26 protein-coding genes are annotated in these 24991 nt (G+C 66.4%); 13 read left to right on the top strand and 13 right to left on the bottom strand.

What is annotated here, in order from left to right:
• Positions 1–55: 55 nt before the first annotated feature.
• From BVG12_RS16185 to BVG12_RS16150, 8 genes are all read right to left on the bottom strand, one after another.
• Positions 56–994 carry a carbohydrate kinase family protein gene (locus tag BVG12_RS16185; RefSeq protein WP_075793300.1) on the bottom strand — a complete coding sequence of 313 codons (939 nt, stop codon included), beginning with the start codon at positions 992–994 and terminating at the stop codon, positions 56–58.
• Between the two features lie 8 nt (positions 995–1002).
• A complete protein-coding gene (locus BVG12_RS16180) occupies positions 1003–2421 on the bottom strand; it encodes a DUF3426 domain-containing protein (protein ID WP_075793299.1) in 1419 nt (472 codons plus the stop codon).
• 3 nt (positions 2422–2424) lie between these two features.
• Positions 2425–3375: a 50S ribosomal protein L11 methyltransferase gene (gene prmA, locus BVG12_RS16175; RefSeq protein ID WP_075793298.1), complete on the bottom strand. Its 951-nt coding sequence runs from the start codon at positions 3373–3375 to the stop codon at positions 2425–2427.
• Positions 3372–4781, bottom strand: a complete 1410-nt coding sequence (gene accC, locus BVG12_RS16170) for an acetyl-CoA carboxylase biotin carboxylase subunit (protein ID WP_075793297.1) — start codon at positions 4779–4781, stop codon at positions 3372–3374. Before accC ends, prmA begins: the two co-directional genes overlap by 4 nt.
• A gap of 73 nt (positions 4782–4854) precedes the next feature.
• Positions 4855–5316: an acetyl-CoA carboxylase biotin carboxyl carrier protein gene (accB, locus tag BVG12_RS16165; RefSeq protein WP_075793296.1), complete on the bottom strand. Its 462-nt coding sequence runs from the start codon at positions 5314–5316 to the stop codon at positions 4855–4857.
• An 88-nt stretch (positions 5317–5404) separates the two neighbouring features.
• On the bottom strand, positions 5405–5842 hold the full coding sequence (gene aroQ / locus BVG12_RS16160) for a type II 3-dehydroquinate dehydratase (RefSeq protein WP_075796401.1): 438 nt from the start codon (positions 5840–5842) through the stop codon (positions 5405–5407).
• A gap of 117 nt (positions 5843–5959) precedes the next feature.
• On the bottom strand, positions 5960–6514 hold the full coding sequence (locus BVG12_RS16155) for a TlpA family protein disulfide reductase (protein WP_075793295.1): 555 nt from the start codon (positions 6512–6514) through the stop codon (positions 5960–5962).
• Positions 6507–7136, bottom strand: coding sequence for a hypothetical protein (locus tag BVG12_RS16150; protein WP_075793294.1), 630 nt, complete (start codon positions 7134–7136; stop codon positions 6507–6509). Before BVG12_RS16150 ends, BVG12_RS16155 begins: the two co-directional genes overlap by 8 nt.
• 88 nt (positions 7137–7224) lie before the next feature.
• Here BVG12_RS16150 and mpl point away from each other — a divergent pair, with 88 nt between their 5' ends.
• The 8 genes from mpl to corA all read left to right on the top strand — a co-directional run bounded on the left by mpl (position 7225) and on the right by corA (position 15792).
• A complete protein-coding gene (gene mpl, locus BVG12_RS16145) occupies positions 7225–8595 on the top strand; it encodes a UDP-N-acetylmuramate:L-alanyl-gamma-D-glutamyl-meso-diaminopimelate ligase (RefSeq protein ID WP_075793293.1) in 1371 nt (456 codons plus the stop codon).
• A complete protein-coding gene (locus BVG12_RS16140) occupies positions 8592–9245 on the top strand; it encodes a YqiA/YcfP family alpha/beta fold hydrolase (protein ID WP_075793292.1) in 654 nt (217 codons plus the stop codon). The genes mpl and BVG12_RS16140 overlap by 4 nt, the downstream gene beginning before the upstream one ends.
• The gene (locus BVG12_RS16135; RefSeq protein WP_075793291.1) at positions 9242–9823 is read left to right on the top strand and encodes a chorismate--pyruvate lyase family protein; all 582 of its coding nucleotides are present in this window, start codon (positions 9242–9244) and stop codon (positions 9821–9823) included. The genes BVG12_RS16140 and BVG12_RS16135 overlap by 4 nt, the downstream gene beginning before the upstream one ends.
• A gap of 2 nt (positions 9824–9825) precedes the next feature.
• Complete coding sequence (locus tag BVG12_RS16130) at positions 9826–11907, top strand: ribonuclease catalytic domain-containing protein (RefSeq protein WP_075793290.1); 2082 nt, start codon at positions 9826–9828, stop codon at positions 11905–11907.
• Between the two features lie 171 nt (positions 11908–12078).
• Positions 12079–12930 (top strand): TonB family protein, encoded by an 852-nt coding sequence (locus BVG12_RS16125; protein WP_075793289.1) that lies wholly within the window; start codon positions 12079–12081, stop codon positions 12928–12930.
• An 11-nt stretch (positions 12931–12941) separates the two neighbouring features.
• The gene (gene aroE / locus BVG12_RS16120) at positions 12942–13763 is read left to right on the top strand and encodes a shikimate dehydrogenase (RefSeq protein ID WP_075793288.1); all 822 of its coding nucleotides are present in this window, start codon (positions 12942–12944) and stop codon (positions 13761–13763) included.
• On the top strand, positions 13760–14500 hold the full coding sequence (gene mtgA, locus BVG12_RS16115) for a monofunctional biosynthetic peptidoglycan transglycosylase (protein ID WP_075793287.1): 741 nt from the start codon (positions 13760–13762) through the stop codon (positions 14498–14500). Before aroE ends, mtgA begins: the two co-directional genes overlap by 4 nt.
• 326 nt (positions 14501–14826) lie before the next feature.
• A complete protein-coding gene (corA, locus tag BVG12_RS16110; RefSeq protein ID WP_075793286.1) occupies positions 14827–15792 on the top strand; it encodes a magnesium/cobalt transporter CorA in 966 nt (321 codons plus the stop codon).
• 154 nt (positions 15793–15946) lie between these two features.
• Here corA and BVG12_RS16105 read toward each other — a convergent pair whose 3' ends face one another.
• The 5 genes from BVG12_RS16105 to thiD all read right to left on the bottom strand — a co-directional run bounded on the left by BVG12_RS16105 (position 15947) and on the right by thiD (position 20722).
• A complete protein-coding gene (locus tag BVG12_RS16105) occupies positions 15947–16555 on the bottom strand; it encodes a heme-degrading domain-containing protein (protein WP_229503904.1) in 609 nt (202 codons plus the stop codon).
• Positions 16556–16611: 56 nt separating this feature from the next.
• The gene (locus BVG12_RS16100; RefSeq protein WP_075793284.1) at positions 16612–17025 is read right to left on the bottom strand and encodes a cytochrome-c oxidase; all 414 of its coding nucleotides are present in this window, start codon (positions 17023–17025) and stop codon (positions 16612–16614) included.
• Positions 17026–17108: 83 nt separating this feature from the next.
• The gene (locus BVG12_RS16095) at positions 17109–18386 is read right to left on the bottom strand and encodes an NRAMP family divalent metal transporter (RefSeq protein ID WP_075793283.1); all 1278 of its coding nucleotides are present in this window, start codon (positions 18384–18386) and stop codon (positions 17109–17111) included.
• A 161-nt stretch (positions 18387–18547) separates the two neighbouring features.
• Positions 18548–19846, bottom strand: coding sequence for a glutamate-1-semialdehyde 2,1-aminomutase (hemL, locus tag BVG12_RS16090; RefSeq protein ID WP_156895653.1), 1299 nt, complete (start codon positions 19844–19846; stop codon positions 18548–18550).
• Positions 19847–19900: 54 nt separating this feature from the next.
• Positions 19901–20722, bottom strand: coding sequence for a bifunctional hydroxymethylpyrimidine kinase/phosphomethylpyrimidine kinase (thiD, locus tag BVG12_RS16085; protein WP_075793281.1), 822 nt, complete (start codon positions 20720–20722; stop codon positions 19901–19903).
• A gap of 117 nt (positions 20723–20839) precedes the next feature.
• On the opposite strand from thiD, the gene BVG12_RS16080 reads away from it, so the two are divergent.
• The 5 genes from BVG12_RS16080 to BVG12_RS16060 all read left to right on the top strand — a co-directional run bounded on the left by BVG12_RS16080 (position 20840) and on the right by BVG12_RS16060 (position 24972).
• Positions 20840–20992 (top strand): rubredoxin, encoded by a 153-nt coding sequence (locus BVG12_RS16080; protein ID WP_029755924.1) that lies wholly within the window; start codon positions 20840–20842, stop codon positions 20990–20992.
• Positions 20993–21155: 163 nt separating this feature from the next.
• Positions 21156–21554, top strand: a complete 399-nt coding sequence (locus BVG12_RS16075; RefSeq protein ID WP_075793280.1) for a response regulator — start codon at positions 21156–21158, stop codon at positions 21552–21554.
• A gap of 22 nt (positions 21555–21576) precedes the next feature.
• The gene (locus BVG12_RS16070; protein ID WP_075796400.1) at positions 21577–21945 is read left to right on the top strand and encodes a response regulator; all 369 of its coding nucleotides are present in this window, start codon (positions 21577–21579) and stop codon (positions 21943–21945) included.
• Between the two features lies 1 nt (position 21946).
• On the top strand, positions 21947–22474 hold the full coding sequence (locus tag BVG12_RS16065; RefSeq protein ID WP_075793279.1) for a chemotaxis protein CheW: 528 nt from the start codon (positions 21947–21949) through the stop codon (positions 22472–22474).
• 116 nt (positions 22475–22590) lie between these two features.
• Positions 22591–24972, top strand: coding sequence for a methyl-accepting chemotaxis protein (locus tag BVG12_RS16060; RefSeq protein ID WP_075793278.1), 2382 nt, complete (start codon positions 22591–22593; stop codon positions 24970–24972).
• Positions 24973–24991 lie beyond the last annotated feature (19 nt).

The raw sequence follows: 24991 nt of genomic DNA, 5'->3' as shown, positions 1-24991 counted from the left end.
CAAAAAAAAGCGCGCCGGTCCCGCGAGGGACGGCGCGCTTTTCGTTGTTCGCGCGTCAGAAGCGGTAGCCGAAGGCCGCCTCGAAGCGGTCCGCGATCGCCGAGGGCGTGAAGCTGTGGTTCTGGCCGCCCTGATGGGCGATCTTGATGGCGCCCAGCAGGCTGGCCAGGCGGCCCGTCGTCGGCCAGTCGAGATCGTTGGCGATGCCGTGCAGCAGGCCGGCGCGATACGCGTCGCCGCAGCCCGTCGGATCGACCACGCTGGCCGCCGGCACGGCCGGGATCTTGTGGTGTTCGCCGCCGGCATAGATGTCGGAACCGGCTTCGCCGCGGGTGACGACCAGCGCGTCCAGGCGCGCCGCGATGTCCTGCAGGGCCAAGCCGGTGCGGTCCATCACCATCTCGAATTCGTAGTCGTTGCAGGCCAGGTAGCTGGCCTGGTCGATGAAGGTCAGCAGTTCGTCGCCGCTGAACATCGGCAGCTGCTGGCCCGGATCGAAGATGAACGGCACGCCGCGCTCCGCGCAGTCGCGTGCGTGCTTGATCATGCCGTCGCGGCCGTCCGGCGCGATGATCGCGACGCGCAGCGGCAGGTGGTCGGCCAGGTTGTTCTCGTGCGAGAACTGCATCGCGCCCGGGTGGAAGGCGTTGATCTGGTTGTTGTCCAGGTCGGCCGTGACGAAGCACTGGGCCGTGTACGCATGGGCGATCGTGCGGATCGCGTTGGTGGCGAGGCCTTGCTGCGCCATGCGGTCGAGGTAGTCGCCGCCGTCCTGGCCGATGGTGCCCATGATGAGCGGCTCGCCGCCCAGCAGCTTGAGGTTGTAGGCGATGTTGACGGCGCAGCCGCCGTATTCGGTGCGCAGGGTCGGCACGAGGAACGACACGTTCACGCGGTGCAGCTGGTCGGCCAGCAGCGTTTCGCCGAAACGGCCGTGGTATTGCATGATCTTGTCGAAGGCGATCGAGCCGCAGATCAGCGAGGTCTTGGTCATTGGAAGCCTCAAGGATAGAAAACGAAAGTGTGATAGCTGGACGGCCGCAGGCCGGCCAGCGTGAAATGCAGTGTGACCGGCTGCTCCGAGTGCGGGCCGAAACCGCTGGCCGCCGGCGTACCCTTCGGCAGATAGTCGGCGGGCGCCAGGACCCGGCGCAGCACCGGCTTGTCGTTGGCGTCGGTCAGCTCGAGCTCGATGCTGGGCCAGGCCAGCACGAGGTTACCCTGGTTGCGCAGCAGCGTATTGAGCGCGTAAGTGTCCGGGCCCAGCGAGGTCAGTTCGCCCGTCTCGATGACGAGGTTCTCGGCCAGCGCGGGCAGCTCCACGCGGCAGCCCAGCACGACGCAGGCGGCCATCAGGACCGGCTTCATGCCCGGATGCTGCGCCGCCAGCACGTTGCGGAATCCCAGCACCGTCTGAGCCAGCAGGACGAGCAGCAGCACGACGGTGCCCGCGGCCATCAGCATGCGCTGCGTGCGGCCCATGCGTTCCTGGCGGCGGCTGCGCTTGACGAACTCCGGTTCGTCGGCGTCGCCGTCCGGCGCCAGGCGCAGCTTGGGCGGTTCGATCTTCGTCGGCGTCAGCTTGGAGCGGCGGGTGCGCGCCTCGGACGCACGGACGGCTTTGCTGCGCGCCGGCAGCACGGGCGGGATCATCGCGGGTGCCGGTGCGGGCGGTTCGCTGTCCGCCGATGCGCGCAGCGGGAGAAAGGCGGGCGGGGCGTCGTCGGCCGGCGGGGTGGGGACGGCCGCTGCGGGCGGCTCCGGCTCGTGCTCCGGTTCGGCTTCGGGCGGCGGTGGCTCCGGTTCCGGTTCGAAGTCGGGCAGCGGCTGGGCGACGATCTCCTCGTCGACCGGCAGGCCGAAGTCCGGTTCGATGCGGCCGGCGGGCGCGTAGGCGTTGGCCGGTGCCGGTTCCGTCTCCGCGGGCGGTTCCTCGGCGGGGACTGCGGCCGCGTCGGGGGCGGCATCGACGACCGGCTCCAGGCGCGGCTCGACGCGTCCGGCGGGCGCATAGTTCGGCGCGGGCGGTGCCGCGACAGGTTCCTCCGCGGCCGGCGCTTCCTCGGCCTCGGGCCCGGGCTCGCGCGCGGACGCGCTGCCCGTGCGCCAGACGTGCGCGCGCGGTGCCGGTGGCTGCACCTCGTCCGGCGCTTCCACTTTGGGGAGGATGCCGAGCGGATCGAACGTGTGGTCGAAATCGAGGGTGTAGACCGGCAGCGCGTCGAAATCGGCGGAGGGCGGTGCGGGTGGGGTGTCGGACGGGGCCTTCGCTGCCGGCTTGTCCAGGTCGATCAGGTGGGCGTTGCCGTCAAAGATGCGCTGGCAAGACCCGCAGCGGACGATGCCGCCGCGGAGCTTGAGCTGGTCCGCGGCGACGCGGAACGTGGTGTGGCAATGCGGGCACTGGGTGGCGAGCGCCATGCCTTATTTGCTGCCGTCGGTAGCACGTGGCTCCGGTGCATTCGCTGCGCCAAGCTGCCCGTGCAGAGCGACCCAGCCGTCCTGCTCGGCCCAGACGCCCAGCTTGATGAAAGGTGCGTACGCGGCCGCCACTTCCTCGGCCTGGCGCGCCAGCACGCCCGACAGGATCAAGAAACCGCCGTCGGCCACGCGGCTCGAGAGCATCGGCGCCATCAGCTTCAATGGGCTCGACAGGATGTTCGCGACGACGATGTCGAAGCGTTCGCCGCCGTGCTTCGACGCGACGAAGTCGTCCGGCACGTAGAAATCGATCTCGCAGCGGTTGCGTTCCGCGTTCAGCCTGGCGGATTCGATCGCCTGCTCGTCGATGTCGACGCCGGTGACGTCGGCCGCGCCGAGTTTTTTCGCGACCATCGCCAGGATGCCCGAGCCGCAGCCGTAGTCCAGCACCGATTTGCCCGGTGCCGGATGGGCTTCCAGCCATTCCATGCACAGGCGCGTGGTCGGGTGGCTGCCCGTGCCGAACGCGAGGCCCGGGTCGACTTCGAGAATGAGCGCGTCCGGATCGGGCGCTTCGTGCCAGCTCGGCACGACCCAGATGTTCTTGCCGATGTGGATGGGTTCGAACTGCGATTGCGTCAGGCGCACCCAGTCGGCGTCGGCGACGGGGCGCGTCGTGAACGCGGGTGCTTCCTGCAAGCCGATGGCGCTTGCTGCCTCGGCCACGATCGCGGCCTGGTCGGCATCCTCGTCCGTCAATGCGACGACGCGGCTGTGGTCCCAGGCGGCCTCTTTCGGCACCATGCCCGGCTCGCCGAACAGGGGTTTTTCCGCGTCGGTGCCTTCGTCCGCGTCTTCCACAGAGACCGACAGCGCGCCCGCTTCCATCAGGGCGTCGGACAGCCCTTCGGCGTGCTCGCGTGCGATCTCGATGATGACTTCAGTCCAACTCATTGATCAGCCTTTGCGTCTGCGGCCTCGGATTTGGCGCCGATCGCGCCATCCTTCGGCAGGTCCGGCTTGTGGGCCAGCTTCTGCTCCAGGTAGTGGATGTTGGTGCCGCCCTCGATGAAGCGGGCGTCGACCATCAGTTCGCGGTGCAGCGGGATGTTGGTCAGGATACCCTCGACCACCATTTCCGACAACGCGATCTGCATGCGGCGGATCGCCTGGTCGCGCGTGGCGCCGTAGGCAATCACCTTACCGACCATCGAATCGTAATTCGGCGGGACGTAGTAGCCGGCGTACGCATGCGAATCGACGCGGATGCCGGGGCCGCCCGGCGGATGCCAGCCGGTGATGCGGCCCGGCGACGGGGTGAACTTGAACGGGTCTTCGGCGTTGATGCGGCACTCGATGGCGTGACCCGACAGCATGATGTCGCGCTGGCGGAAGCGCAGCTTTTCGCCGCAGGCGATGCGGATCTGTTCCTGCACGATGTCGATGCCGGTGATCATTTCGGTGACCGGGTGTTCGACCTGCACGCGGGTGTTCATCTCGATGAAGTAGAACTCGCCGTTCTCGTACAGGAATTCGAACGTGCCGGCGCCGCGGTAGCCGATCTTGCGGCAGGCTTCGGCGCAGCGGTCGCCGATCTTCTCGATCAGCTTGCGCGGGATGCCCGGTGCCGGCGCTTCCTCGATCACTTTCTGGTGGCGGCGCTGCATGGAGCAGTCGCGCTCGCCCAGCCAGACGGCCTGCTTGTGCTCGTCGGCGAGGACCTGGATTTCCACGTGGCGCGGATTCTCCAGGTATTTCTCCATATAGACTTCCGGATTGCCGAACGCGGTGCCGGCTTCGGCCTTGGTCATCGTGACGGCGTTCAGCAGCGCGGCTTCCGTGTGCACGACGCGCATGCCGCGGCCGCCGCCGCCGCCGGCGGCCTTGATGATGACCGGGTAGCCCACGCGGCGCGCGGTCTGGATGATCTCTTTCGGATCGTCGGGCAGGGCGCCGTCCGAACCCGGCACGCAGGGCACGCCGGCGCGGATCATGGCTTGCTTGGCCGAGACCTTGTCGCCCATCAGGCGGATCGATTCCGGACGCGGGCCGATGAACACGAAGCCCGATTTTTCGACGCGTTCCGCGAAGTCGGCGTTCTCGGACAGGAAGCCGTAGCCCGGGTGGATCGCCTCGGCGTCCGTGACTTCGGCCGCGCTGATGATCGCCGGCATGCTCAGGTAGCTCTGCGCGGACGGCGCCGGACCGATGCAAACGGACTCGTCCGCCAGCTTCACGTACTTGGCGTCCTTATCCGCCTCGGAGTGCACGACGACCGTCTTGATGCCCATCTCGCGGCAAGCGCGCTGGATACGCAACGCGATTTCACCACGGTTGGCGATAAGAATTTTTTCAAACATGGTAAGTTCGGTGTTTCTTTGAGTGCCGGCGGCATGCCGGGAGGGCGCGGTCGGACGACCGCGCCGGGAGACGTTAGCCGATCACGAACAGCGGCTGACCGAATTCGACGGGCTGACCGTTTTCCACCAGGATCTTGGTGATGGTGCCGGAGGCGTCGGCATCGATTTCATTCAGGAGCTTCATCGCTTCGATGATGCACAGGGTATCGCCTTCCTTCACGGTCGCGCCGACTTCGACGAATGCCGGGGCGCCCGGTGCCGAGGAGCGGTAGAAGGTGCCGACCATCGGCGACTTGACGACGTGGCCGGTCGGTTCGCTTGGCGCGGCCGGGGCTGCGGCGGGTGCGGCCGGGGCGGGCATGGCCGGTGCCGAGTATTGCTGGACGCCTTGCTGCGGGACCATGACCATCTGATTCTGCGGGATTGCCGAGGACTTGACGATGCGGACCTTGCTTTCGCCTTCGGTCACTTCGAGTTCGGCGATATCCGACTCCGCGACGAGGTCGATCAGTGTCTTGAGTTTTCTTAGATCCATGTGAAACCCCTTGGAATTATTTGTTTAAGAGCATACGGCGCGTCGGGTGATACGCACTTACGCGCGGAATGCGTGAAGTTGACGTAGATTAACGCTGTTTCAGCGCGAAGTCGATGGCAAAGCGATATCCATCAGCTCCCAGCCCGCAGATCGTGCCTTGCGCGATCGCCGACAAAAACGAGTGGTGCCGGAACTCCTCGCGCTTGTAAATATTAGAGATGTGTACTTCCACAAACGGAATCTCCACCCCCGCCAGCGCATCGCGCAGTGCGACGCTGGTATGGGTCAATGCGCCCGGGTTGATGACGATCGCGTCCACGCTTTCCTGGCGGGCAGCGTGAATACGGTCGATCAGCGCCCCTTCATGGTTGCTCTGGAAACAGGCGATCTCCGCCCCGGCCGCTTGCGCCTGGGCGGTGGCGGCCTGCTCGATGTCGGCCAGCGTTGTCGCGCCATACACCGCAGGCTCACGTGTCCCCAGCAAATTGAGGTTGGGGCCATTGAGCAGCAGTAGCTTTTTCGCCATGTTGAACCGTCTGTTTGCCCGAAAGACAGGCATTTTGCCGCCAACGTTACGTGTTGGCAAGCGATAAAAAGAAGTCGGAAAATAAGTGCACGATCGTTCGCGGACGACGGCTGGCGCCTACAACTTGGCCAGGTCGGCGCGTAACTGATCGAACTTGAGGCGGCCCAGGTAAGTCTTGCGGACCTGTCCATCTGCGCCGATCAGCACGGTAAACGGCAACCCGCCCTGGGCATTGCCGAGGCCGCGCGCCAGGTCCGTGCCACCCATGCCGCCTACGTACAATGGGTAAGAAATCTTGATTTTGCGGGCAAACTCGGCGAGGTTCGTGGGGGAATCGATGCCGATACCGATCACATTGAAATGCTTGCCGCCGTCCTTGGCCGCGAGGTCGGACAATTCCGGCATCTCCGACACGCACGGCGCGCACCACGAGGCCCAGAAGTTCACGAGCAGCGGCTTGCCCTTCCACTGGCCGAGCGGCTGCGGCTTGCCGGCGAGGTCGTTCAGCGACGATGCATACAGGTTCGTCACGGCCGTGTGCGGACGGCCGTCCGTGGGCGTATAGCTGGTCGTCAGCGGGCCCTTGGCGTCCTGCTTGACGCCGGCGATGGCGCCGAGCACCGTGAAGGCGGTGGCCAGGAGCACATAGCCGGCCAAGTGTTTTTTATTCATCTTGTTCGGGGGAGTCATTGGTCATCAGGGTGCGCAGGGTGGCGGCGTCGGCGCGGTGCAGGCGGCCGTCCGCGCGGGGCTTCAACGCGCCCCGCAGGTCGTTCATTTCGTACAGCTCCGCGTGCACCATTTCTTTTTGCCACATGAAACTGACCGTTTCCACCGGATCGTGGCGCCCGCCCTTGAAATGGGGCGTTTCCGAAATCTCGATATTGACGTTGCGGTTCAACAGCCAGATCTCGACTTCCTTAGCGCTATCAGCAAACAATTGCAGGTGGATCTCGTCATGTTCGCCTGCCGTTCCATTCAATATGGGGCCCGTGAGATACGGGCGGAATTCGGCCAGCAGTTCCATCACGTCGAGGGCCGCGCCGCGCATATGCCGGACGCGCGCGGCCTGGGCGGGACCCAGGAACAGCGTCTGGTAGCGACGCACTTCGTCTTCGACCTGTATATTGTCAGGCAAGTAATTCGGAGAAGGGCGGTCCACGCCGAGCACCTGGCGCGCCGCCTTCGTCTTGGCCGTGGAATAGTCCGCCCCATCCTGGGCAATCATGCGGGCGGCCGTCGCGGCGATGCGTGCACGCACCTGTTGGAGGTCGTCATTTGAATTGGGCATCATGTCCGAGATCATACTCTTGAAAGGAAAATGGCATCGCGTCGGGTAGAATCGCGTATTCGCTCAACCGACTTCATTATTTCGGCACGTCATGCACATCCATATTCTCGGCATCTGCGGCACCTTCATGGGCGGCCTCGCGGTGTTGGCCAAAGAGGCCGGCCACCGCGTCACCGGGTGCGACGCCAACGTTTACCCTCCGATGAGCACCCAGCTCGAAGCCCAGGGCATCGAACTGATCCAGGGTTACGGGCCCGAACAGGTGAACCTGAACCCGGACTTGTACGTCGTCGGCAACGTCATGACGCGCGGGAATCCGCTCGTCGAGGAAATCCTGAACCGCAGCCTGCCGTACGTATCAGGTCCGCAATGGATCGGCGACCATATTCTCCGTAATAAATGGGTGCTCGCCGTCGCGGGGACGCACGGCAAGACGACGACGTCGTCGATGCTGGCGTGGATCCTGGAAGATGCCGGTTATTCGCCGGGCTTCCTGATCGGCGGCGTGCCGCTGAACTTCGGCGTGTCGGCGCGCCTGTCCGGCGAGACGGAGTCCGACTTCTTCGTCATCGAGGCGGACGAGTACGACACCGCCTTCTTCGACAAGCGCTCGAAATTCGTGCACTACCACGCGAAGACGGCCGTATTGAACAATCTGGAATACGATCACGCCGACATCTTCCCCGATATCGGCGCCATCGAGACGCAATTCCACCACCTCGTGCGGACGGTGCCGGGCGTCGGCCGCATCGTCGTGAACGGCGACGAGGCCTCGCTGGCGCGCGTGCTCAAGCGCGGCTGCTGGAGCGAGAAGGAAAGTTTCGGCAGTTCCGACGGCGTGAACTGGAGCATCGTCGAGCATCCGGGCGGTTCCAGCTTCGACGTGCTGTTCAATGGTGAACAACAAGGAACCGTCCACTGGGACCTGACCGGCCACCACAACCGCAGCAACGCGCTGGCCGCCATCGCTGCCGCCCGCCACGTCGGCGTGCCGCCCGCCCAGGCGATCGATTCGCTGGCGCGCTTCCAGAGCGTCAAGCGGCGCATGGAAGTGCGCGGCAAGGTCAAGGGCGTGACCGTCTACGACGATTTCGCGCACCATCCGACCGCGATCGCGACAACGGTCGGCGGCCTGCGTCAGAAAATCGGCGCCAGCGGCCGCATTCTGGCCGTGCTGGAGCCGCGTTCGAATACCATGAAGCTGGGGGCCATGAAGGATGCGCTGCCGGGCAGCCTCAAGGATGCCGACCTCGTGTTCGGCTTCGGCAGCCAGCAGGCGCTGGGCTGGTCGCTGGCCGATGCGTTGAAGCCGCTGGGCGCCAATGCGCACAGCTTCGACCAGCTCGACTACATGGTCCAGGCGATCGTCCAGGCTGCGCAGCCGGGCGACCATATTCTCGTGATGAGCAATGGCGGCTTCGGCGGCGTCCACCAGAAGCTGCTGGAGGCGCTGGCGGTATGAGCGGGTCACCAGGTTTTTCCGCAGACGCCCGCGAGGGCGCGCGCGCCCACCTTCTTTATCTGCACGGCTTCCGTTCGTCGCCGCGCTCGTTCAAGGCGCGCGTCGTGCAGCAGCGGATGCAGGCGGCCGGCCTGGCCGGCAACCTGACCTGTCCGCAGCTGCCGCCATCGCCGAAGGCCGCGATGGAACTCGTGCTCACGCTCGTCCAGCGTCATGCGGACAATCTCGCCATCATCGGCTCCTCGCTGGGCGGCTTCTACGCGACGTGGCTCGCGGAGCGCTTCGGCTGCCGCGCGGTCCTGATCAATCCGGCCGTCGACCCTTTGCAGGATCTCGACAAGCACGTCGGCATCACGACGGAATGGCATACCGGCGAGCCGTTCGAATTCAAGCGCGAGTACATCGCCGAGCTGGCCGCATTGAAGGTCGGCACCATCACGCGGCCCGAGCGCTATTTCCTGCTGGCCGCAACCGGCGACGAGGTGTTGGACTACCGCGACATGGTTGCGCATTACCCGGGCGCGCACCAGCACGTCATCCAGGGCAGCGACCACGCCGTATCGGAATTCGAGCAGTATGTCGACGAGGTGCTGGCGTTTTGTCTGCGTGATTCCTTGCAAGGCGGCGCCGGATCGGACCCGGCAAGGTGAGGCCGGCATCGCTGCGCCGGGCCCGCTGGCTGGCGCATGCGGACGGCGTGCATGCGCCGGCCGCCATGCGCGACTGGCTGACGACGCCCGGCTCGCTGACGGCGCGCCTGATCGCGCACAGCCGCCATTTTCGCGTACAGAAACTGCGCCAGGCGGGCAATGTGTGCCTGGCGGACGAGGCCGGTGCCATCGGCCTGGCGCGGCCCCGGCGCGTGTGGGAACGCGAGGTGCTGCTGCGCTGCGACGGCCGACCGGTCGTGTACGGCCACACCGTCGTGCCGATGAGCGCGAGCGCGAGCGACTGGCCATTGTTTTCGGCGCTGGGCGAGCGGTCGCTCGGCACCACGCTGTTTTACGACCCGAGGGTCACGCGCGGCGAGCTTGAATTCGCGCGGCTGCGTCCCGGCCATCCGCTGCTGGCGCGCGTGCAAGCCACGCTCGGCCGCGATGGCCCGGCGCAAGAGACTTATTTTGCGCGGCGTTGCGTCTATCGCCGCCGCCAGGGCCTGCTGCTGGTCACCGAGGTGTTTCTGCCCGAGGTGCTCGACCTGGCCGCAACCAACATGAATACGAAATAAACATGAACTTATTTTTCGAAGAGTCCGGCGATTTCAAGGTCGGCACCGTGCTGTCGCAGGCGGGCGAGGCTTATCAGGTCGAAATGCCGAGCGGGAAGCGAACCAAGGTTAAGGCGCGCGACGTGCTGCTGCAGTTCGACAAGCCCGATCCCGCCGCCCTGCTGGAGCAGGCCAAGGCCGTCGCGGCGGACGTCGACCTGGAATTCCTGTGGGAAGTCGCGGGCCAGGAAGAATTCGGGTTCGCGGAACTGGGCGCCGAATACTTCGGCCATGCGCCGCTGCCGTTCGAAGCGGCCGGCCTCGTGCTGGCCTTGCACGGCGCGCCCATCTATTTCTACAAGAAGGGCCGCGGCCGCTACAAGGCGGCGCCGGAACAGTCGTTGCGCGCGGCCCTGGCCGGCATCGAAAAGAAGAAGCAGCAGGCCGTCGTCCAGGCCGCTTATGTCGAGGAACTGAAGGCCGGCACGCTGCCGCAGGCGATGCAGCCGCTCGTCCAGCAACTGCTGTTCAAGCCGGACAAGAACAGCATCGAATACAAGGCGCTCGAGACGGCCGCCGACGAATTGCAGACGACGGCCCCGCGCCTGATGCTGTCCACGGGCGGCATCGCGTCGGCGAAAGAGCTGCACATGGGACGCTTCCTGTTCGAGCACTTCCCGCGCGGCGCCGGCTTCCCGCCCGTGGCCGTGCCCGCGCCGCCCGCCGACCTGCCGCTGGCGAACGTGGCCGCGTTCTCGATCGACGACGTGACGACGACCGAGATCGACGACGCATTCTCCGTCGAGACGCTGCCTGACGGCACCGTCCGCGTGGGCATCCACATCGCCGCGCCGGGCCTGGGCATCCGTCCGGACGACGCCATCGACAAGATCGCCCGCGCGCGCATGTCGACCGTGTATATGCCGGGCGACAAGATCACGATGCTGCCGGACGAAGTCGTGAACGCCTACACGCTGGCCGAGGGCAACGACTGCCCGGCGCTGTCGCTGTATGCCGTGCTGGACCCGGCCACGTGGTCCGTGGTCTCGACGACGACCCGCGCCGAGCGCGTGCCGATCAAGAACAATCTGCGCCACAACGACCTGGACGACGTCGTCAACGAAGAGACGCTGAACAATGGCGCGGGCGATTACCCGCACAAGACCGAACTGGGGCTGCTGTGGCAATGGGCGCTGCAGCTGGAAGCGGGCCGCATGAAGAAGCGGGAGGCGTTCGGGCTGAAGCCGGAGCAGGCGAACCGCGTCGACTTCAATTTCTATGTCGAGGACGACGTCGTCACGATCGTGCGCCGCAAGCGCGGCGCGCCGCTGGACAAGATCGTGGCCGAGCTCATGATCTTCGCCAACAGCACGTGGGGCAAGCTGCTGCACGACTGCGGCGTGCCCGGCATCTACCGCTCGCAGGGGCCGGGCGCCGGCGGCTGGGCCGCCAAGATGCAGGTGCGCATGGTCACGCACGCGGCGCCGCACCAAGGGCTGGGCGTCGATCAATATGCGTGGTCGACGTCGCCGCTGCGCCGCTATACGGACCTCGTGAACCAGTGGCAGATTCTGGCCTGCGCGTCGAACGGCGTGACGGCGCCGCTCGTCGCCCCGTTCAAGCACCGCGACGCGACGCTGTTCTCGATCGTCTCCGCCTTCGACGCCGCGTACTCCGCCTACAACGACTTCCAGCAGAACATGGAGCGTTACTGGTGCCTGCGCTGGCTGGCGCAGGAAAACGCCAAGCAGGTCGATGCCGTCGTGTTGAAGGACGAGGTGCTGCGCCTCGTCGAGATCCCGCTCGTGATCCGCCTGCCGGGCATGCCGCAGGCGGCGCGCGGCGCCCAGGTCCGCCTGGACATCGTGCGCTGGGACGAGGTCGACCTGGCGCTGGAAGCGCGCCTGCTCGAAGTGGCGGCCGTGGCGCCGGAAGCGGCGGCCGAGCTGGGCCTGGACGAGGAGGAGGAGGGCACCGACACGGGCGAAGCGGCGGCGGCGGAAGCGGCCGAAGCCGAGGGCGCCGTCGCGGTCACCGATCCGGAGACGCAGACCGACGTGGCGGGCGAACAGGCCGGGCCGGAGGAACCGCAGCAGGCCGCGTGATGTATGGCTGATACCGGTCGTTGAAACGTCGACAATATCCTGTTGCTTCAACGATCGGGACTTTCCACAAGGCTCGCACACGGCCAGCCTGCACGGTAGAATGGGGAGTTCCGTGACCCCAACCGTCCCACCCCGCAGCGCGTGAAGACCCTCCGACACAACCGTCCCCTGATGATCGCCATCGCCTCTTCGGTGCTGGCGCACGCCTCCCTGCTGGCGATCCGCTTCGCCGCGCCGGACGCGTTCCGGTTGCAGCCGGCCGATCCGGGGCTGGAGGTCATCCTCGTCAACGCCAAGCATGCGCGCGCGCCGGTCAAGGCCGACGCGCTGGCCCAGGCCAATCTGGACGGCGGCGGCAATGCCGATACCGGCCGCGCCCAGTCCCCGCTGCCCGACCTGCGCAAGGTCGAGAACGGCGACGCTATCCGCGCCCTGCAGCGCCGCATCGCCGAACTGGAACAACAACAGAACAGCGTGCTGACGAAGATGCACCGGTCGCAGTTCAACCGCACGCCGGTCGCCGACCAGGCCAAGCCCGACCCCAGCCGCACGGGCGAGGACAATCTTGACTCCACCAAGGCCATCGCGCGCATGACGGCCGAGATCACGCAGCGCATCGCCGACGAGAACAAGCGGCCGAAAAAAACGTTCATCAGCCCCAGCACGCGCGAAGTCGGCTATGCCATGTACTACAAGGCGATGCAGAAGCGCGTGGAGGAAGTCGGCACGCTGAATTTCCCGCAGCAGAACGGGCACAAGCTGTACGGCGAACTGGTCGTCTATATCCCGATCTTCCAGGACGGCACGCTGTACGACAAGGAAGGCGGGCCGCGCATCGAACGCAGCTCCGGCAATCCGGCGCTGGACAAGGCCGCGCTGGCGATCGTGCGCCGCGCCGCGCCGTTCGGCAAGTTCCCCGCCAATATGCGGTCGAGCGACAAGGACGATCTGTGGATCGTCGTCACCCGCTTCAAATTCACACGCGAAGAAAAACTCCAGGCGGAATTGCGCGGGGATGGCTAACAGGAGACAGAATGACCGATAAATATTGCGTGATCGGCAACCCGATCGCCCACAGCAAATCGCCGGACATCCACGCCGCCTTCGCGGCCGCGACCGGCCAGGACATCGCGTACGAACGCTGCCTGGCGCCGCTGGACGGCTTCGCGGACACGGTCCGCGACCTGATCGCGCAGGGTTATCGCGGCGCCAACGTGACGGTGCCGTTCAAGCTGGAAGCGGCCGCGCTGGCCACCCGGCTCGAGGAGCGCGCCCGCCTGGCCGGCGCCGTCAACACGCTGCGCTTCGACGACGGCGAGATCGTCGGCGACAACACGGACGGTCCGGGCCTCGTGGCCGACATCGTGAAGAACGCCGGCGTGCCCCTGGCCGGCAAGCGCATCCTGCTGCTGGGCGCGGGCGGCGCGGCGCGCGGCGTGATCCTGCCTTTTTTGCGCGAACAGCCGGAATCGATCATCATCGCCAACCGCACGCGCGCGACGGCCGATGCGCTGGTCTCTCACTTTGCCGGTCACGTGGCGTATCCGGGGCAGCTCGGCGCCTGCGGGTTCGGTGATATCGCGGGTCCGTTCGACGTCGTCGTCAACGCCACGTCGGCGAGCCTGTCGGCCGACCTGCCGCCCGTGCCCGCGTCGGCATTCCGTGCGGGCACGCTGGCGCTGGACATGATGTACGGGAAGGCGCCCACGCCGTTCATGCAGTTCGCGGCGATGCACGGCGCGATCGTGCGCGACGGTCTCGGCATGCTGGTCGAACAGGCCGCCGAAGCGTTCGCCATCTGGCGCGGCGTGCGCCCGGAGACGTCGGCCCTGCTGGCCCGCATGCGCGCATCATGAGCGGCATCGGCACGCTCAAGGCGGGCGCCCCGGCGCGCGCGAAGACCGGCGGCCGGCGCTGGCTGAAATGGGTCATCCTCGGGCCGTTGCTGCTCGTCGTCCTGCTGCAGCTGTACTTCTTTGCGATGGTGTGCTGGTGGACCCAGTTCAATCCTTCGTCCACGAGCATGATGCGCCAGCAGCTGGCGGCGCTGCGCGAGCAGAACCCGAACGCGAAGCTGGAACAGGTGTGGGTGCCGTATTCCCGCATCTCGGACAACCTGAAGCGGGCCGTGATCGCATCCGAGGACGCCAATTTCGTCGACCACGACGGCGTCGACTGGGACGCGCTGGAAAAGGCGTACGAGCGCAACAACAAGAAGCACAAGGTCGTGGGCGGCGGCTCGACGATCACCCAGCAGCTGGCCAAGAACCTGTTCCTGTCCGGCTCGCGCAACTACCTGCGCAAGGGCCAGGAACTGATCATCGCCTACATGCTGGAAGCGGTGATGGACAAGGAACGCATCCTGGAGATCTACCTGAACGTGGTCGAATTCGGCCGCGGCGTGTTCGGCGCCGAAGCGGCGGCGCGCCACTATTTCCACACGTCGGCCGCGAACCTGACGCCGGCCCAGGGCGCACGCCTGGCCGTGATGCTGCCGAACCCGCGCTTCTACGACCGCCACCGCGACACGAACTACCTGGCGCGCCGCACGGCGGTCATCCAGCGCCGCATGAGCGCGGCCGAGCTGCCATAAATCCGAGGTTACATCGGGGCAGGGTTAAATCCGGGGGGCAGAGCACGTTTTTCCCGTCATTCAGGGCAGAGCACCTGCCGGCACGTGGAACTCGGTCTCAACTTTGCCGCTCGTGCACCTGTCTCATGACGTTTTCGTAGCGCGGCCGCTCAAAAAATCCGGTTGGACGTTGCTCCAAAAAGGGCTCTGACCTCGAATTTGCAGCGAAATTGGACCCGACCCCGAATTGGGCATTTGCTCGGGAAAACGTGCGCCTGCGCACTGGCCGGGCTCAGGGCTAACAGGTACACTTGCGCTGTTTCCGAATCCGGCCGAGAAAGCAGCGCATGATCAACGTATTTGTTCTACAAAATGGCCGACTGAATCAGGTACCTATCGCGTCGCGCACCGATCTGGAGAACGTGCCTGCCGTCTGGGTCGACCTGACCGATCCCACGGACGAAGAGCGCGCACTGGTCAAGGCGACCTATGACGTGATCCTGCCGGGTGAGGACGAAGTCCAGGACATCGAGGCCTCGGCCCGGTACTACGAGGCGGAAAACGGCGACCTGCACCTGCGCACCGATTTCCTGCGCGAGGAAGAGGATGGCCCGTCGCGCATCGTGACGGTCGCGTTCATCCTGGCCAAGAAAATCCTGTTCTCGGTCCACACGGACGATCTGCCCGTGTTCCGCCTCGTGCGCCTGCGTGCGCGCTCGCGGCCCGGTTCGATCGAAGACTATATGGACGTGCTGCTGGACCTGTACGCGACCGACGCCGAGTACTCGGCCGACGCGCTGGAAGGCATCTACGAAAGCCTGGAAGACGTCAGCCAGCGCGTGCTGCAGAAGGAATTCACCGACCAGGATGCGGCGTCCGCGCTGAATGCGATCGCCCACGAGGAAGACTTGAACGGCCGCATCCGCCGCAACATGATGGACACGCGCCGTGCCGTCAGCTTCCTGATGCGCGGCCGCCTGCTGAACACGGACCAGTTCGAGGAAGCGCGCCAGATCCTGCGCGACATCGAATCGCTGGATGGCCACACCTCATTCCTTTTCGACAAAATCAACTTCCTGATGGACGCCACCGTCGGCTTCATCAACATCAACCAGAACAAGATCATCAAGATCTTCTCCGTGGCCTCGGTGGCGTTCCTGCCGCCGACGCTGATCGCCAGCATCTACGGCATGAACTTCGAGTTCATGCCCGAGCTGCACTGGCGCGTCGGCTACGGCTGGTCGATCGGCCTGATGGTGATCAGCGCGATCGCGCCCTTTCTCTACTTCCGCCACCGCGGCTGGCTGAAATAGGGCTCGTCGCCAAGCCTGCTGCGGGTTGCACTGCGGACCGGGCCGCGCAGGCTGCGATGCGCCGCGACGGCGGACCGGCCGTACCACGCGCGCAGCTGCGCTTCTCGAACGCCATTGCTGCCGCCCGCGACGGTTTTTCGAAGTGCCGTGGGGATTAAAGCAGCGGGACGTCGTCCGCCTTCAGATACCACTTCAACGCGCGCACGACCATCGCGTGGTCGTCCACGCCCGCGAGGCCTGAGACGGTGATGGTGCCGATCTGCCCCGTGCCCTTGACGACGATGGGGAACGAGCCGCCGTGGGCCGCGTAATCCTTGCTGTCGAAGGTCGGCAGGTTGTCGAAGTCCTGGCCGCGTTCGACGGCCTGCGTGTGCATGAAGAACGACGCGTGGCCCGTGCGGTTCACGAGGTTGCTCTTGCGGCGGATCCAGTCGACGTTGTTCGGGCTCGTGCCCGCCATCGCATGGAAGAACAGCGGATTGCGGTTGACGGTGACGTCGACCGTGACGGCGACCTTGTCGGCCTTGGCCATCTCGACGATCTTGTTGCCGATCGCGAGCGCCGCGTCGTTGTCGAAGGCGGCAAATTGCAGTGCCTGCTCCTGGCGCTGGATGGTGTCGAGCGGGACGGTTTTCTTTTCCATGCTGGCTCCTGGGTTGGTCGTGGCGGCGCGGTCCGGCGCCCCGGTCGTGGGCAACGCGACGGCGAACAGACCCGCCGCGGCCAGCGCGGCGCAGGAAAATCGAACGGGACGAACAGCCATGCGGTGTGCCTCTTCCGGTTTTATTATTCAGGCAAGTATAACCGGAGAGGCCGCGCTTACTGCTTCAGATTCAGGAACAGATTCGCCGCGAACGCCAGGATGGCCAGCGCGCCGATGATTTCCGAAATCGCGAGGACGGGCGCGATGGCGACATGGCCCAGCAGCAGCATGGAGAGCGCGCCCATCATCACGGGCAGGGCCAGGTTCAGCAGCCAGAAGTGCAGGCGCGCCAGGACGCTTTCGCCCGCCTTGGGAAATACGCTGTAGATGAGGCCGGCCAGCGCCATCGTCGTCCAGCCCAGCAGGTTGATGTGCGCGTGCACGGGGCGCAGCGTGAAGTTCTGGCTGGCGCCCATCGCGATGCCGAGCGAGATGCCGAGGATGAGGTAGAGCACGGCCAGCTTGAGCCAGATGATGCCGGCGCGCGAGAACTGCGGTTGCTGGAGGGAAGTGGCGGTCGTGGTTTGCATGATGCGGCTCCTGAACGGTGTGTGCATTGAGGAGCGCATCGTATGCTGCGGGGCCGCGCCGGTGCAGCCCCACGCGTGGGGGATCACAGCGTCGCGAACATCGCCACCACCGCCACCAGCATGATCGCCACGCCGGCCCAGCCGATGACGGTGTGGCGCGTCGACAGGGTGTAGCCGCCCATGATCTTGCGGTTATGCGCGAGCAGCATCATGACGGCCATGATGGGCACGGCGATCACGCCGTTGATCTGCGCGGACAGCACCAGTGCCGCGATCGGGTCGACCGGGGCGAAGTCGAGCAGCACGCCGCCCAGGGTCGCGAGGGCGATGATGCCGTAGAACTCGCGCGCCTCCACGACTTTCAAGTCCATGCCGTTGCGCCAGCGGAAGCTCTCGGTGACGGCGTACGCGGCCGACCCGGCCAGCACGGGCACGGCCAGCATGCCCGTGCCGATGATGCCCAGCGCGAACGCGAGGAACGCGAATTCGCCCGCGACCGGCCGCAGCGCCTCGGCCGCCTGGCTTGAAGACTGGATGTCCGTGATGCCGTGCGCGCCGAGCGTGACGGCCGTCGTCAGCATGATGAAGAAGGCGACGAGGTTGGAAAAGCCCATGCCGATCAGGGTGTCGGACTTGATGCGCTTGAGCTGGGCGGCGGCGTCGCGCGGGCGGGTGCGCAGGGCGCGCGTGTGCCGGTCGTTGCGGATTTCCTCGACTTCCTGCGACGCCTGCCAGAAGAACAGGTACGGGCTGATCGTCGTGCCGAACACGGCGACGATGAGGGCGACGGAATCCTTCGTGAACGTGAAGTGGGGCCAGACGGTGCGCGCGAACACTTCCGTCCACGGCATGTGCACGGCGAACGCCGTCGCGACATAGGCCAGGAGACCCAGCGTCAGCCATTTCAGGTAGCGCACGTAGGTGGCGTACGGCAGGAACACCTGCAGCACGAGGCACAGCACGCCGAAACCGAGCGCGTAGAGATGGCTGGAACCGACGCCCGTCACGAGGTGCAGCGCTTCGCCCATGGCGGCGATGTCGGCCGCGATGTTGATCACGTTCGCGATCAGCAGGAGCGCGACGATGACGTACAGCAGCCAGGGCGAGTACGCGCGGCGGATGTTGGCCGCCAGCCCGCGCCCCGTCACGCGGCCGATGCGCGCCGACACGAGCTGGATGCCGACCATGAACGGGTACGTCAGCACGAGCGTCCACAACGTGTTGAAGCCGAATTGCGCGCCGGCCTGAGAATACGTCGCGATGCCGGACGGATCGTCGTCGGCCGCGCCGGTGATGAGGCCGGGGCCGAGCGATTTCAGGGTGGCGTTGTCGGTGAGGCGGCGGAAAAGCTTGAACGGCATGTGAGGCTCGCGCGAATGAACACAGGCGCGCAGCCGGAAAGATCAGCGCGCCGGGGCGATCGGATTAGTAGAGGGAAGGTCCATGATTGGCGCGCAGTGTAGCATGGGGAGCACGATTCGAACGTGTTCCCCTGGTAACAAAAGAGAGAAATAAGCCCGGTTTAAGCCAGGCGCGCGAACACGCGGCGGGCAGCGGCGACCGTCTCGTCGATCACGCCGTCGTCGTGCGCGGCCGACACGAAGCCCGCTTCGAACATGGCCGGGGCGAAGTACACGCCTTCGTCCAGCATGCCGTGGAAGAAGCGGTTGAAGCGCTCCTTGTCGCCGGCCATCATCTGGCCGTAGGTGGACGGGATCGTGTCCGCGAAATACATGCCGAACATGCCGCCGACGGCATCGGCGCAGAACGCGATGCCCGCTTCCTTCGCGGCGGCGGCGAGGCCGTCGACCAGTTTCTTCGTCTGTGCCGTCAGGTGCTCGTAGAAGCCCGGCTGCTGGATCAGTTTCAGGGTCGTCATGCCGGCGGCGACGGCGACCGGGTTGCCGGACAGCGTGCCGGCCTGGTAGACGGGGCCGATCGGGGCCATCTTCTGCATCAGGTCGGCGCGGCCGCCGAACGCGGCCACCGGCATGCCGCCGCCGATGACTTTACCGAGCGCCGTCAGGTCGGGCGTGATGCCGTACAGCGCCTGCGCGCCGCCAATGCCGACGCGGAAGCCGGACATCACCTCGTCGAAGATCAGCACGGCGCCATGTTCGGTGCACAGTTCGCGCATGCGTTGCAGGAATTCCGGCGTCGCGCGGATCAGGTTCATGTTGCCGGCCACGGCTTCCACGATCACGCAGGCGATCGTGTCGCCCATCGACTCGAACGCGTCTTCCAGCTGCGGGATGTTGTTGTAGTCGAGGACGAGCGTGTGCTTGACGAAGTCTTCCGGCACGCCGGCCGACGTCGGGTTGCCGAACGTGAGCAGGCCCGAACCGGCCTTCACGAGCAGCGAATCGGCGTGGCCGTGGTAGCAGCCTTCGAACTTGACGATCTTGTCGCGGCCCGTGGCCCCGCGCGCGAGGCGCAGCGCGCTCATCGTCGCTTCCGTGCCGGACGAGACCAGGCGCACCTGCTCGATCGACGGCACGAGGCGGCAGATTTCCTCGGCGATCTCGATCTCGCCCTCGGTCGGCGCGCCGAACGACAGGCCGCGCGCGGCCGCATCCTGCACGGCCTTCACGACTTGCGGGTGGGTGTGGCCGACGATGGCCGGCCCCCAGGAACCGATGTAGTCGATGTAGCGCTTGCCGTCGGCGTCCCAGAAATACGGTCCTTCGGCGCGGGTGATGAAGCGCGGCGTGCCGCCGACGGAGCGGAAGGCGCGCACGGGCGAGTTCACGCCGCCCGGCGTGGTCTGCTGGGCGCGGGCGAACAGGATGTCGTTCTGGGAAGTGGCGGACGTAGCGGTCATGGTCTTCTTGGGTGAATCCGGCGCCATGCCCGCGAAGGGCCGGCGCCGTCTGGGTTAGCAGGCCGCGCTCGGTGCGCGGAAGATCTTGTTGGGAATGAGCCGGCCCATGCCGAAGCGGCAGGCGTTGGCGAGGGCGCCGTTGACGTAGTCCTGGGCGCCGGCCAGGGCATCCTGGGCGGAGGCGCCGCGGGCCATGCGTGCCGCCAGCGCGGCCGACATCGTGTTGCCGGCGCCGACGAACGGGCCGGGCAGGTGTTGCGACCAGGGCAGGCCGGTGGCCAGGCCGTCCGGATCGTACAACTCGTTGCAGCGGGTGCCGTCGCCGCCGCCGACGCCCGTCACGAGCACGTGGCCGCAGCCGATGCCCGTCAGATCCGCCGCATCCTCGGCGACGGTGGCGGTGCTGGCCGGGTCGCGCCAGCAGTCGGCGAAGCGCGCCAGTTCCTGTTGTGACAGCACGAACATGCTGGCCTGCGGCACGAGCAATTGATGAATGAGCGTCATCATGTCGTCGTCGCGCGTGCCGCAATCGGGCAGCGACGACGTGAACGGATCGAGCACGAGAGGCACCTCGGCGTAGTCGGACACGATTTCCGCGATCGCGGCGATCTGTTCCAGGCTGGCCATCGTCCCGATCTTGATGGCGGCCACCGGCATGTCCTCGAGGAGCATGCGCGCCTGTTCCACGACGAAGGAATGGTCGGTGGGCTGGATGTCGTCCACGCGCGCGGAATCGGCCACGAGCAGGCCGGTCACGACCGACAGGGCGTGGCAGCCATGCATGGCGAAGACGGTCACGTCGCACTGGATGCCCAGCGCCCCGACCGGATCGGCGGGGCCGAACGTGAGGATGAGTGGAGACTGTTGGTTTTGCACAGCGGGTAGATTAAGATATCTCTCCCCCCATTTTATCTGATGGGGACCGTTAGGCTAACACTGAACTGAAAAGAGGAATCGAACGTGAGTACTGAAACACAGGTGTATCAGACCTGGATGTGCCTGATTTGCGGCTGGGTCTACGACGAAGCCGCCGGCGCCCCGGACGACGGCATTGCACCGGGCACCCGCTGGGCCGACGTGCCCATGAACTGGACGTGTCCGGAATGCGGCGCGCGCAAGGACGACTTTGAAATGACCGCCATATAAGCCGTTTCATTTGCCATTCCATCAACGGGCGATAGCGTCCCGCCAATGTTTCATGCCATCCCTTCAATAAAGCACAGATCCGTGAGTTGACGTATCGCAACACTTCATGCACAAGGCCCAGACCCTATGCTATCTTGCTGGATCATGCTGAAGTGAAACGAATATGACGACGCAACCGACAGGCTTGACGATCATGGTGATCGACGACAGCAGCACGATCCGTCGGTCCGCCGAGATTTTCCTGACACAGGCCGGCTACCGGGTGGTGCTGGCGGAGGACGGCTTCGACGCGCTGGCCAAGATCAACGACCACCAGCCGGCGCTGGTGTTCTGCGACATCCTGATGCCGCGCCTCGACGGCTACCAGACCTGCGCCCTGATCAAGAAGAGCGCGAAATTCCATGCCACGCCGGTCATCATGCTGTCGTCCAAGGACGGCCTGTTCGACCGTGCGCGCGGCGCGATGGTGGGCTCGAGCGCCTACCTGACCAAGCCTTTTTCCAAAGACAGCCTGCTGGCGGCCGTGCGCGACCATGCGCAGGGCACCGCCGATGCTGCCTGACCCCAACGATGCGGAGCCCACCGTGGCCATACAAAAAATCCTGATCGTCGACGACTCCCCGACGGAACGTTACTACCTGACCGACATCCTCGTGCGCAACGGCTTCACCGTGACCACCGCCGACAACGGCGAGGAGGCGCTGGCCAAGATCCGCGCCGACCGTCCGGAACTGATCCTGATGGACGTGGTGATGCCCGGCGCGAACGGCTTCCAGGTGACGCGCTCGATCGCGCGCGATCCGGAACTGGCGTCCGTCCCCGTCATCATCTGCAGCAGCAAGAACCAGGAAACCGACCGCATCTGGGGCATGCGCCAGGGCGCGAAGGATTATTTCGTCAAGCCGGTCGACGCGGCCAAGCTGCTGGCCACGATCGCCACGCTCGGCGCCTGACATGGGCGCCAGCGACGCCGGCGGACAGAAAGGCGCGGCGCGGCGCGCCCGCCTGCGCAAGTACCAGGAACAGCTGCTCGAGCGCATGCAGGCCGCGCGCACGAGCAGCGGCGCGCGCGCGCACCAGTTGGGCGTGGAGATCGGCGGCGTGCGCTATCTGCTGGACCTCGTCGAAGCCGGAGAAATCGTGCCGCTGCCGCCGCTGGCCGCCGTGCCGCTCACGCAGCCGTGGTACCTCGGCCTCGCGAACGTCCGCGGCAGCCTGGTGGGCGTCGTCGACCTGGCGCGCTACCTCGATCCCGAGGCCGCGCCGGCCGCCGTGCCGGCCGCGGGCGCGCGCCTCGTGACGTTCGCACCAAGCCTGGCTTTTCCGTGCGCGCTGCTGGTCGGGCGCGTCGTCGGCCTGCGCCACGCGGCCGACATGGAATCGCAGGGCGGCCGCCTGCGCGACGCCGAAGGGGGCGAATGGACGCCGCTGTCGCTGGCCGCCCTCGCGCGCGAGGAACGGTTTTTGCAGGTCGCACGCTAGGAACGCCGTAGGGCGGGCACCCGTGCCCACCCTTGACGTTCGCATGATCGGACGTTTGGTGGGCACAGGGTGCCCTGCCGGGATAGGCACTAAGTATTTTTTGCATTGGAGCTGGAATGGGATTCGCATCCAAACTGTCGATGAATTTCTTCCCCAAGAACGGGGGCGGCGACGCGCCGGCGCGCGACGGCGAAACCGGCACCGTGCTGGCGTCGCCGGACACGCAGTTCGGCGTCGGCACGCTGCCGGCGGCGGTGCCGCCGTCGGTCCCGGTCGGCCCCGTCAGCGGCACGGCGGCGACGGGTTCCGCGGATGACGCCGCGCTGCGCCTGGGCCAGCTCGCGCGACGCAAGCAGCGCACCGCCGCCGCTGCGGCGAACGCCGCGGCCGGCGGGGGCGACGACGAACTGCGCCTGCCGCTGATCGGCCATTTATCGCTGCCGCGCCAGCTGCGCATTCTGCTCGTGGCCTTCGTCGTCGGCATCCTCCTGACCTTGCTGGCGCTGTGGCGCAATGCCGGCAGCGGCGCGATCGCCAGCGCCCAGACCCAGATCGCGAGCGAAGCGCTGATGCACTCGCAGCGCGTGGGCAAGGCCGCGCCGAACGCGATGCAGGGCGTGCCGGACGCCTTTACGCAGCTGCAGGACAGCCGCATGGCCCTGTCGCGCGACCTCGACCTGCTGGCCAAGGGCGGCGATTTCAACGGCAATGCGATCCCGGCGTCGAGCGGCGACCTGGCTTCGCAGCTGGCCACGGTGCGCAAGAAGTGGAACGTGTCGGACTCGGCCTCCGCCAGCATCCTCAAGATGAAGCCGGAGCTCGTCGCTTTCGACAAGAACCTCAAGCGGCTCGACGTCCTGGCGCCCGAAATGCTGGCGCTGACCGAAGAGATCCTCACCGAGCGCACGGCGCACGGTGGCGGCGCGCGCGAACTGGCGGCACTGGGCCGCATGATGATGCTGACGCAGCGCCTGTCGCGCAGCGCCGGCGAATTCCTCACCTCGGGCGGCATCCGCCCCGAGACCGCCTTCCAGATGGGGCGCGACACAACCACGTTCCGCGCCATCGTCGACGGCCTGCTGAACGGCAGCGCGACGCTGGGCCTGGCCCCGCTGCGCGACGCCGACCTGCGCGCCAAGCTCGAGGAGGTGCGGTCGAAATTCGACATCTGCCAGAAACTGATCTCGACCTTCCTGGATAAACTGTCCGACATGACGGCCGCCAAGGCCGCCGAGCAGACCATCTTCGGCGACAACGAGGCGCTGCGCCGCCAGCTGACGGACCTGCAGGCGTCGTACCGCGCCGGCGAAGGCAGCACGGACGGCTGGTTCTGGCTGCTCATCGCGGCGTCGATCTTCACGCTCGTCACCGCGGGCAGCATTTCGCGCGTGATGCTGCAGGATTCGCGCAACCGCACCCGCGGCGCCGACGCGCGCCGCCAGGAGGCGGATGCGATGCGCCTGCTGGCCCAGGCCAAGGAAGAGGAAGCCAAGGCGACCAACGACCAGAACCAGGCCGCGATCCTGCGCCTGATGAACGAATTGCAGGAAGTGGCGGACGGCGACCTGACCGTGTACGCCACCGTGTCCGAAGACATCACCGGTGCCATCGCCGACTCCGTGAACTACACGGTGGAAGAATTGCGCGGCCTCGTCGTGCGCGTGATCGCCACGGCGGAAAAAGTGACGCAGGCGTCGAACGACGCGCAGCAGGTGTCGAGCAGCCTGCTCGTCGCGGCGGGCCAGCAGGCGCGCGAGATCCAGGATACGTCGGCCACGATGCTCCGGATGGCGGGCGAGATCACGGACGTGTCCAGCTCCGCGAAGGAATCGGCCGAGGTGGCGCGCCAGTCGGTGGCGGCGGCGGAGCAGGGCGCGACCGCCGTGCAGAACGCCATCCGCGGCATGGGCGAGATCCGCGAGCAGATCCAGGAAACGTCCAAGCGCATCAAGCGCCTGGGCGAGTCGTCGCAGGAGATCGGCGAGATCACCGAGCTTATTTCCGACATCACGGAACAGACCAACGTGCTGGCGCTGAACGCCGCGATCCAGGCCGCATCGGCCGGCGAGGCGGGGCGCGGCTTCTCCGTCGTGGCGGAAGAAGTGCAGCGGCTGGCGGAACGGTCGGCCGAAGCAGCCAAGCAGATCGGCGCGCTGGTGCGCACCATCCAGACCGACACGCACGACGCGGTGGCGGCGATGGAAAAGTCGACGCAGGGCGTCGTCGAGGGCGCGCGCGTGACCGACGCGGCCGGCGCGGCACTGGCCGACATCTCGCGCGTGTCGAACCGTCTCGCTGAACTGATCCAGGGGATGGCGGTCGCGGCAGGCCTGCAGGCGACGTCCGCGAACGGTGTGGCGCATAATATGCAGCACATCCTCGCGATCACCGAACAGGCACAGGGCGGCACGCAGCAGACGGCGCAGTCGATCCGGCAGCTGGCGGAGCTCGCGCAGGAACTGAAGAATTCGGTGTCGCGCTTCCGCGTCGCCGCTTGAGTCCCTAACGTCCGCCCCA

Source organism: Massilia putida, from assembly GCF_001941825.1.
GTDB lineage: Bacteria > Pseudomonadota > Gammaproteobacteria > Burkholderiales > Burkholderiaceae_D > Telluria > Telluria putida.
This window is presented reverse-complemented; position numbering and strand designations above follow the sequence as displayed.